The organism is Roseovarius lutimaris, assembly GCF_900115165.1.
In the GTDB taxonomy this organism is placed as follows: Bacteria; Pseudomonadota; Alphaproteobacteria; order Rhodobacterales; family Rhodobacteraceae; genus Roseovarius; species Roseovarius lutimaris.
Genome location: NZ_FOVP01000049.1, coordinates 1 through 8785, shown reverse-complemented (window position 1 = coordinate 8785; position 8785 = coordinate 1). Strand labels below are relative to the sequence as shown.

7 protein-coding genes and 1 pseudogene are annotated in these 8785 nt (G+C 58.1%); 7 read left to right on the top strand and 1 reads right to left on the bottom strand.

Features of this window, described 5'->3' with window-relative positions; translation table 11 throughout:
* The 5 genes from BMZ91_RS21295 to BMZ91_RS20465 all read left to right on the top strand — a co-directional run.
* The coding region (locus tag BMZ91_RS21295) for a transposase (RefSeq protein ID WP_483880087.1) at positions 1-168 on the top strand (168 nt) is incomplete at its 5' end.
* 385 nt (positions 169-553) lie between these two features.
* Positions 554-1687: an efflux RND transporter periplasmic adaptor subunit gene (locus BMZ91_RS20475; protein WP_092842441.1), complete on the top strand. Its 1134-nt coding sequence runs from the start codon at positions 554-556 to the stop codon at positions 1685-1687.
* Positions 1684-4773 carry an efflux RND transporter permease subunit gene (locus BMZ91_RS20470; protein ID WP_092842440.1) on the top strand — a complete coding sequence of 1030 codons (3090 nt, stop codon included), beginning with the start codon at positions 1684-1686 and terminating at the stop codon, positions 4771-4773. The genes BMZ91_RS20475 and BMZ91_RS20470 overlap by 4 nt, the downstream gene beginning before the upstream one ends.
* Before the next feature lie 348 nt (positions 4774-5121).
* Complete coding sequence (locus BMZ91_RS21290) at positions 5122-5457, top strand: RcnB family protein (protein WP_143076429.1); 336 nt, start codon at positions 5122-5124, stop codon at positions 5455-5457.
* Between the two features lie 305 nt (positions 5458-5762).
* Positions 5763-6755, top strand: a complete 993-nt coding sequence (locus BMZ91_RS20465) for an NAD(P)H-dependent flavin oxidoreductase (protein WP_092842439.1) — start codon at positions 5763-5765, stop codon at positions 6753-6755.
* Between the two features lie 191 nt (positions 6756-6946).
* Here the strand turns inward: BMZ91_RS20465 and BMZ91_RS20460 are convergent, their stop codons facing one another.
* Positions 6947-7699: an SDR family NAD(P)-dependent oxidoreductase gene (locus BMZ91_RS20460; RefSeq protein WP_092842438.1), complete on the bottom strand. Its 753-nt coding sequence runs from the start codon at positions 7697-7699 to the stop codon at positions 6947-6949.
* Positions 7700-7786: 87 nt separating this feature from the next.
* On the opposite strand from BMZ91_RS20460, the gene BMZ91_RS20455 reads away from it, so the two are divergent.
* Positions 7787-8236 carry a methyltransferase family protein gene (locus tag BMZ91_RS20455; protein ID WP_245736517.1) on the top strand — a complete coding sequence of 150 codons (450 nt, stop codon included), beginning with the start codon at positions 7787-7789 and terminating at the stop codon, positions 8234-8236.
* 127 nt (positions 8237-8363) lie between these two features.
* Positions 8364-8785, top strand: a pseudogene (locus tag BMZ91_RS20450) (Re/Si-specific NAD(P)(+) transhydrogenase subunit alpha); the annotation flags it as partial.

Genomic DNA, 8785 nt, shown 5'->3' with positions numbered 1-8785 from the left:
AAGGTCGAAATGCTCTTCGCCCACCTCAAACGCATCCTCGGGTTGGGAAGGTTGCGATTACGCGGGCCATGCGGCGCAAATGACGAATTCCTCCTCGCCGCAACCGCCCAAAACCTTTGCAAACTAGCCAAGATCTTTCCTGCACCGCAGCAAACGCGCAAAGCCTGATAAGAAAGGCGCTCGCGCCCACATTTGGATGCTACTTTCTGCACCAGAAACACGGTGTTTTTCCACAGAATCGGTCGAAAGCTGCCATTCAAGGCAACCGCTTATCGTTGTTCAAATCGGTATTCGCGAATTTTGCCCCTATCAAGAGAAAACCCCCGCTTTGACCCAAAAAATGATGTCTGAGCGACGGAATGTGTCTCGATACCCGTATCACAAAAAGCAAAAGCATCGCAGGGACCTTTTCACAACTAAATTTCTCGCCGCCCACAACTGATCATAGCGCTCGGCTCATACCTCCCGTCTGACGAGAAGGCGATCTGACGCAATAGACGGAGCTGCGAGAACAATGGTAAATCACCCCTTCCGACAACGCCTTTCAGGAGCCATGAAGACTTTGAAAAGAATATTTTACGCCATTCTCTCCCTCACTATCATTGCAGGCGCTTATGGCATCGCTTTCGGTGTTCCCGAGCAGGTCGCGCAACTTAGGGGCGGCAGTGCTACAGAAACAGCCGATGCGCCCCAGAACGCGCGAGCAGGGCAGCGGGGGCAGAACCGAGCGACAACGGTCGTTCTTACGTCTCTTGAGGCCCGCAAATACACGCTTGTTCTGCGGACCGTTGGCAGTGCTGTCTCACTGCACCGCACAGAAGTAACCGCGAGCGATGCGGGCGAAGTGGTTGAGACGGCACTCCAGGCCAATGGGATGGTGGAAAAAGGAGATGTCCTTTTGCGTTTGGATGACCGCACGGAACAGTTTGCGCTTGAGATTGCCGAGGCGAACCGCGATCAGGTACAGGCCACTGTCACGCGCTATGAAGGGCTGCGCAGCAATGGCAGTTCTGTCGTAACCGATGTGGCGTTGTCGGAGGCGCGTGTGGCGTTGCGTTTGGCTGAAGCCAATGTGGGGTTGGCGCAGGTCGCGCTAAACGACCGCACGATCGTTGCACCGATTTCTGGCCGATTGGGGCTCACCGATGTCAGCGTGGGAGACCGCTTATCGAGCGGGGATGCCATAGTGACGATTGACGATACCAGCAGCCTGCTCGCTACATTCGAAGTGCCGGAACGCTCCATCGGCCTCTTGACGGAAGGCAAGCAGGTTCTTGTCTCGACGCCTACCTATACGGGGCGCATTTTTGAAGGTGAGATTACTGCTTTCGACAGTCGGCTCGACAGCGTGACCCGCAGCGCGACCGTGCAAGCGAAAATCGAGAACCCCGATGGGTTGCTGCTGGCGGGCATGACCTTTGCTATCCGCATGACCGAAGAGACCGATCCTTTACCCGTTGTGCCTGCAACAGCCATCACATGGAACCGCAGCGGCGCGGGCATATGGATCGCCGAGGAGGGCAGCACTCGCCGCGTTCCTGTCACCATACGTTACCGCGAAGGCGATCGGGTCTGGGTTGAGGCCGATGCCCCCTTGGGCGCGCAGATCGTGGCCGAGGGCGCGATGAAACTGCGTGACGGCGCACAGGTCACTGTCGCTGGCGCACGTAAGGGTCCAGGCGCATGAGCTTCGAGAAGAGAGCGCATAAAGCCGGTTTTGCGGATATCTTTGTTTCCCGGCCAATTTTCGGGATCGTGCTGAACCTGCTTATCATCATCGCCGGGCTTGCGGCGTTCACCAGCGTCGACATCCGCGAAATGCCGGACGTGGACAGGCCTGTGCTCTCGGTCAAGACCACCTACGAAGGCGCCGTCCCGAGCACGGTAGACACCGAAGTCACCCAAGTTCTCGAAGATGCGTTAAGCGCGCTTGAAGGGATGTCCTATATCGAATCCACCTCGAGTGCGGGGGCGAGCAGCATCACCATTGATCTGTCCGATGGCACGGATGTCAACGTAGCTGCCAATGAGGCGCGCGAGATCGTATCGGGCGCTCTGCGCTCTTTGCCGGACGATATTGAAGACCCAAGCGTCAGAAAAAGCGACAGCAACGCGGACGCGATCATTCGCCTTGCGCTGTTGGGCGATGCCAGCCTCGACACGCTGACCCAACTTGCGGAAGGCACGGTTTACGAACGCCTCTCCCTGATCGACGGCATCGCCGAAGTGACCCTGCGCGGCGACCGGGCCAACGAGTTCCGCGTGGCGGTAAATTTGCCTTCCCTCTTGAGCCGCGGGCTGACCATCTTTGATGTCTCTACCGCGCTTGAACAGCTGCGCGATGACACTGCCCTTGGGTCGCTCTCAAGCAAGTCCCAGACCCTCTCGCTCCGGGTCGGCAGCAAGGACGTCACCGTTGAGACTATCAACCATATGCCGATCAATGAAACGACCCAAGTGGCCGACATTGCCTTTGTGCAACTGATCCCGGAAGACGCCAGCGTCTATACCCGCGTGAACGGCGAAACCGCCATCGGTCTCGATATCACCCGTCAGTCGGTGGGCAACACGCTGGAGATTTCACGCGACGTAAGCGTCGCTGTCGAGGAATTGCGCGCTCAACTTCCTGAAGGTGTCCAACTGCTGGTCACATCGAACGACGGGATCTTTATTGAAGGGGCGATCAACGAGGTCGTCAAATCCATCCTGATGGCAACGGGTATCGTGGTGGCCGTGATCTTTCTGTTCCTGCGCTCTCCGCGGGCAACATTGATCCCGGCGGTCACGATCCCGGTGGCCTTGATCGGCACATTGGCCGCAATCTGGCTCACGGGGTTTTCCGTTAACACGATCAGCCTTCTGGCGCTGGTTCTAGCAACAGGAATGGTGGTGGATGATGCCATCGTCGTGGTCGAGAATATTGTGCGCAAACGCAAATCTGGCATGGGGGCTTTTGCCGCTGCCGGTTCGGGTACGAACGAGGTTTTCTTCGCTGTGATCTCGACCACAGCCACGCTCGCGGCGGTCTTCATCCCGATTTCCTTCCTGCCCGGCCAGGCTGGCGGCGTCTTTTCTGAATTCGGTTTTGTGCTGGCCTTTGCGGTTACCTTGTCGTCGATCACCGCGCTCACCCTCGCGCCCGTCCTGTCAGCCCTTCTTGACCCCGGTAAGACGCAGGTAGACACCGAGCAAGCCAAGCCGGGTCTCTTAGCGCGCAGCTTTGACCGGATGATGGATTTCGCCATTCGCACGCCCCTGCTGGTTCTGTCGGTTGCCATCGGCTTTGCCTTGATCGCCATGGGGGCCGCGACGGTGCTGCCCTCTACCGTTACGCCAGACGAGGATCGTGGGTTCTTTGTTGTGCAGGCGCGCGGAGCGTCGGACACGACGATTGATTATCTCGACACGCAGGTCTCGCTGGTCGAAGAGATACTTGCGCCGTACCAAGAGAGCGGGCAAATCGAGACCGTGCAGAGCATCGTTGGCGTCGGCGGTGGCACCAGTGCCTCTATTGTCGTCCGCCTGCCGGATTGGTCCGAACGCGACTTTACGCAACAAGAGCTGATTGCGCAGATCAGTGGCCGTCTCGCATCGGTCCCCGGCGTGCAGATCAGCGCACGTTCGACCAACAGCCTCAACATTCGTGGCGCGGGCGGCGGGCTGAGCTTTGCCGTGACCGGCACCAATCTTGCGAAGATGACCGAAGCTGCCGACACTCTTGTCGCGGCGATGTCACAGGATGCGACGTTCCTGAACCCGCAGCTGTCCAACAACAGCGTCAATGCACAATTGGAAGTGACTGTGGATGACAGCGCCGCGGGGGACATGGGGCTCAACCCGGTGGATGTCACCAGTCTGGTGCGCACGATGGTTCAAGGCAACATTGCCGTCAGTGTCTTTTCCGACGACGTTGAAATCGATGTCAATGTTGTTCCCGGCGGAGCGCCGATCAACGATCCTTCCGATATTGCGTCCATGTCCATCCGCCTTGACAGCGGCGCTTATGTTCCGCTCTCTACCGTCGCAGCGCTCGACATGGTGGTAGGCGATGCTCAGATTGAACGCTTGGGCGGTGCCTTGTCTGTGTCACTGCAGGCAAACCTCGGCGAGGGGGTAGACCTGTCGACCGCAATGAACCGCGTGCTTGCGATTTCCGAAGAGGTCCTGCCAGACGGGATGGGCATCATCTTCACCGGAGAAGCCGCGACACTCGATGACTCCCAAGCCGGCATGTATATTGTCTTTGGCTTGGCACTGATTGTCGTGCTTCTGGTGCTCGCGGCCCAGTTCGAAAGCTTCGCCAGCGCGGTCGTCATCATGATGACTGTGCCCTTCGGTCTTGCCGCCGCGCTGATGGCGATTTCGATAACCGGCGGTTCGCTGAATTACTACAGTCAGATCGGTCTTGTCATGCTGATCGGAGTCATGGCCAAGAACGGCATCCTGATCGTCGAATTTGCCAATCAGTTACGCGAAGCTGGCGCAGACATTGACAGCGCCATCCGAAGCGCTTTGCGCCTGCGCATCCGGCCTGTGATGATGACGATGGTTTCGACCGTGTTCGGTGGGCTGCCTCTGATCCTGACGTCCGGCGCAGGCGCTGAAGCCCGTATTGCCGTAGGGTGGGTGATCGTCGGAGGCTTGGGGTTCGCAACAGTTTTCACCCTGTTCCTGACGCCAATATTCTACCGCTGGATCGCGGTCTGGGGCGCTGTGCCCGGTAGTGCTGGGCGCAGGCTAAGATCAGAGGTGAAAGCGATTGCGAGCGTGTAGTGTTAAGACCTCAGCATTAGCTGTCGTTGACCCACACATATGGTCTCTGCGAAGGGACGCGCTTGGCCCATTCCATTTTGAGCAGACCGAGAAGGATCAATCCGTATGCCGGTATGCCGTTTAAGCTAAGGGCATTTCGGATGACCAATAAACTGGTCCAGATGGAACGCTGAAGCGCACCAAGAGTGACGCGGAGACGGAAGGCATTTGCTTCCCCATGCGGAAAACAGACGACGGCGCCAAAGATCGCCACCCTAAAGCAGCTGATGGCAAAGAACTTCTCAGTTTCAGCGACAGAAAACTGCAGAGCATGCGTTGAATAAGAAGTTAACAAAGAGGAGTGGCCCAATGCAGAACCGGATGAAACGATGCGTAACTATTTTTGTTTTAGCTACGGTAACAGCGGTTGCCGTGCCGATCACCGCAATGGCGGACAGAGCAATTGTTAAATACAGCGCCCATGGGCACAGTGCCAAAGCGAAGGCGGTAAAGCAGCAACGACATCGACATCGGCATCGGCATGCAGTTGGACACCGTTTCAGAAAGCAGGATGTGGTCGTTGTTAATAATTGGCGCGCACGCGGTCTTCCTCGCCCCAGTCGTAACGAAGTTTACATAGCGAATGGAGACAGTATTTACCTGGCGGCAGCAGCAACGCTTTTGGTTAAGGCTCTCATTAACTGATAGGCGTCCAGAGTATCCGCAGATGCGACGAAGGGCAGCGTTACCTTGCGGTTTCAACGGCTCGCCGCAACACATTCTTCAAATTTCTCTGCTGGTGTTGGATAAACAATTGGATGTCCGTTGAGGGTCGCGATCTACAGGCGGCGTATCGACCAACGGCTCGCCGTGCCGCAGCATCGCGAGTCGGCTTCGAGCCCGATTTACCAAATGCTGCACTTGGCTCCAACGCCCACTCTTGTTTGTTGACACAATTGACATGTCACATGATCGGGCGCTCAATACATAAGATCATGTAGAGGGAAACTGTGACAGTGCGTCTTTTGGATATCTTACAAGTTGAGAAACCAATTCTATCCGCCCCGATGGCAGGCGCGGCCGGGCCAGAATTGGTGGCCGCAGTCTGCAATGCTGGTGGTTACGGTGTCATTCCGCTTTGGGGTAGATCGAAAGAGCAGGTGGCCACCGGTATTGACGAGCTTCGGGAACTGACCGATCGGAATTTTGCGGTCAATCTGAACTTGTCCTTCCCCTATGAAGATCAATTAGAGATGTGCATCGCCAAAGGCGTGCATGGGGTATCATTGTTTTGGGGCATGGAGCCATCGGTCATAGCGCGCGCGAAGGCAGGCGGCCTGACCGTTTTAATGAGCGTCGGGAACGCTCAAGAAGCCAAAACGGCGGCTCAAGCCGGTGCCGACGTGATCGTTGCTCAAGGATGGGAAGCTGGAGGCCATGTTTGGGGGCAAGTGTCGACCATCGCGCTAATCCCAGCCGTCGTGGATGCGGTCAAAGTACCGGTTGTAGCAGCGGGCGGCATCGCCGACGGACGTGGGATGGCGGCGGCCATGATGCTGGGAGCATCAGGTGTCTGGATCGGAACACGATTGTTGGCCAGTTCAGAGGCGACAATCCATGAGGTTTATCGCAACCGAATTCTGCAAGCGTCAGAGGCCGATACGCAATGGGCTCATGATCTCTATCACGTCGGTTGGCCTGAGGCACCCCATAGAGCACTGTCCAATTCGACCTCGCGGGCTTGGGTGGAAGCAGGGTGTTCTGAGCCCGGCAACAGACCGAACGAAAAGGAGCAGATTGGGCAACGTCCTAATGGTGATCCGGTCGTTCGGTATCAGAGCTATACACCCTTGCCTGAAACATCGGGCGACGTGGAGGCGATGTCGCTTTGGTCAGGGCAAGGCGTATCACTGGTGCGTGAAGTGATCCCCGCAGCGGATATTGTTGAAGAGGTTTATCAAGCTGCCAGGACACTCCTGCAAAGTGGCAACTCAGCACTTTGATTTCAGCTAAATCCATTAGCCGGCTATAGCCAAACTTTTCGGCTGTAGACCGAAGAGCGGACATCTGCTCTGGTGTAGCGAAAGCTGGCTATGTCCCGCACTGCCGTCGCTCGCTTCGCGAAAATGCTGCGCGATGCATCAATGGCTGGTCTGGGCCGAAACCCACATCGCCCCCACCCAACCTCACCCCCTCAAAACTGCCCGCCCGCAATCTCTATCGCCTGACCGTTGAGGCTCTGCGATCCTGGACCACAGAGCCAGAGCACGGTCTGTGCCACCTCGTCGGGGTCGACAAGGCGGTTGTGGCGGTTGGCGCTGACCATCATGGCGCGGGCCTCGTCCTCGCCTATCCCGGCGCGTTCGGAAATTGCCGTGACATTGCGGCTTACGATCTCGGTATCGACATAGCCCGGACAGATCGCGTTGAAGGTAAACGGCGTGCCGAGGTAATCCTCGCTGAGCGCGCGAATAAGGCCGATCATGCCGTGTTTGCTGGCGCTATAGGCCGTCGCTCCCTTGAGCCCCTTGAGCCCGGCAATCGAGGAAATCGCGATCACCCGGCCCCAATCGGTGCGCCGCATGCCGCCGAGACATTCGCGTATCGTGTAAAACGCGCCGTCAAGGTTGGTGGCCATCATCTGCCGCCAGAACTCCGCGTCGGTCTTGTGCAGCGCGCGCCCCTCGGCGATGCCGGCATTGGGGATGCAGATCTGTACCGGGCCGCGCTCTTCCACCGCGCGGGCCACGCCCGAGACAACCTGCGCCTCGTCGCTGACATCCATCGCCAGCGGGTAAAGCCCATTGCATGCAACGCTTTGCAGCACGGCGTCGCGCCGCCCGGTGATGGTGACCTCTGCGCCGGCCCCGGCGAGGGCGCGGGCAATCGCCAAACCAATCCCGCTTCCGCCGCCGGTGATCAGCGCGTGTTTTCCGTTCAGTGTCATCTTGCCTCCGCCATATCTGGCGTTACTCTAACGCTCTGCCGCGATCTGGCAACCGTCGGGCGGCGATCACAGAGGGAATGAACAGTGCTGAAATGGATTGATCTGCCGCCGGTCTGGCTTCTGGCGTTTTTGGGCGTGGCGTGGGCGCAGGCGACGTACCTGCCGATGTGGCTTGATTTCGGCGGGGCGTGGTCGGATCTGGTCGGCGGTCTGCTGGTGGGCGGTGGGGTATTGCTGATCGCGCTGGCCGCCTCTGAATTTCGCCGTTTCCGCACCACCATCGTGCCGCATCGCGACGCGGAGCGGTTGATCCAATCGGGCATCTTCACGCGCTCACGCAATCCGATTTACCTTGGTGATGCTCTGATCCTCGCCGGTTTTATCCTGCGGTGGGACGCGGTTCTGGCGCTGCCGCTGATTCCCGTCTTCGTCTGGATCATCGAAAAACGCTTCATCATCCCCGAAGAAGACCGGCTAAGACGCAAGTTTCGGATGGATTTTGCCAAATATTGCGAAAAAACCCGGCGCTGGGTCTGATAACCGCGACAATCTTGGTGTCGCATCCCGGGATTTTGTGTGAAATAACGACCTTCGGGAATAGGAAACCGGCACCTGCAAAACGCGGGGCCACAAAATACGTGATCTGCCAGAGGGGGACACAGCATTGAAGATCGGAACGCCTAGGGAAGTTATTGAGGGTGAGAATCGGGTTGGTATGACGCCTGAGTCAGCGTTGCAGTTGCAAAAGCTGGGGCATGTCTGCGCGATTGAGGCCGGGGCCGGTGTGGCGGCGGGGTTTTCGGATGAGGCCTATGCGGCGGCGGGGGTCGAGATCATCAAGACCGCGGCGGCGCTGTGGAAGGCGAGCGATATCGTCGCCAAGGTGCGGGTGCCGACCGACACCGAGGTCAAGCGGCTGCGCGAGGGCCAGACGCTGATTTCCTTCTTCAACCCCGGCGGCAACGAGAAACAGCTCAAGCAGGCGGCCGACAAGGGCGCGACCGTGGTGGCGATGGAAATGGTGCCACGGATCAGCCGCGCCCAGAAGATGGATGCGCTGAGCTCGATGGCCAATATCGCCGGTTA